The 776-nt window shown below is 40.1% G+C and carries 1 protein-coding gene; it reads left to right on the top strand.

Translation table 11 applies throughout. The features are described from left to right. On the top strand, positions 1-776 hold a 776-nt coding region (locus ACYVM0_RS26990; RefSeq protein WP_460562623.1), incomplete at both ends, for a cbb3-type cytochrome c oxidase subunit I.

The following is a 776-nucleotide window of genomic DNA, read 5'->3' as shown; positions in this document are numbered from 1 at the left end:
GTTGGCTTTTCTCAACCAACGCTAAGGATATTGGAACACTGTATCTGATCTTCGCTATCTTTACTGGTCTTCTAGGTACAGCTTTCTCTGTTCTTATCCGACTTGAACTGTCTGGAGCTGGTAACCAATTTCTAAACGGTGACCACCAACTATACAATGTAATCGCTACATCTCACGGTATTTTCATGATTTACTTCATGGTAGTACCTGCTATGGCTGGATTTGGTAACTATATGGTTCCTGTTCTTATTGGTGCTCCTGATATGGCTTTTCCACGACTGAATAATGTATCATTCTGGATTCTTCCTCCTGCTATTGTTCTTATCGTTTCAAGTGTATTCGTAGAACAAGGTATGGGTACAGGTTGGACTCTTTACATGCCTATTACAGGTGTACAATCTCACTCAGGTGGATCAGTAGATCTAGCTATTTTCTCACTACACCTTTCAGGTATCTCATCAATGCTAGGTGCTATGAACATTATCACTACTATTATTAACATGCGAGCTCCTGGTATGACACTACACAAGATGCCTCTATTTGTATGGGCTATGCTATTCCAATCAATTATCATTATCCTATGTATCCCAGTTCTAGCTGGTGCACTAACAATGATTATTACAGATCGAAACTTCAACACATCATTCTTCGACCCAGCTGGTGGAGGAGACCCTGTATTATACGAACACCTATTCTGGTTCTTCGGTCACCCTGAAGTATACTTAATTATTATTCCAGGATTCGGTATGATCTCACAAGTAATTTCAGCTTTCTCC

The organism is Ferruginibacter profundus (assembly GCF_054783275.1).
This window is presented reverse-complemented; position numbering and strand designations above follow the sequence as displayed.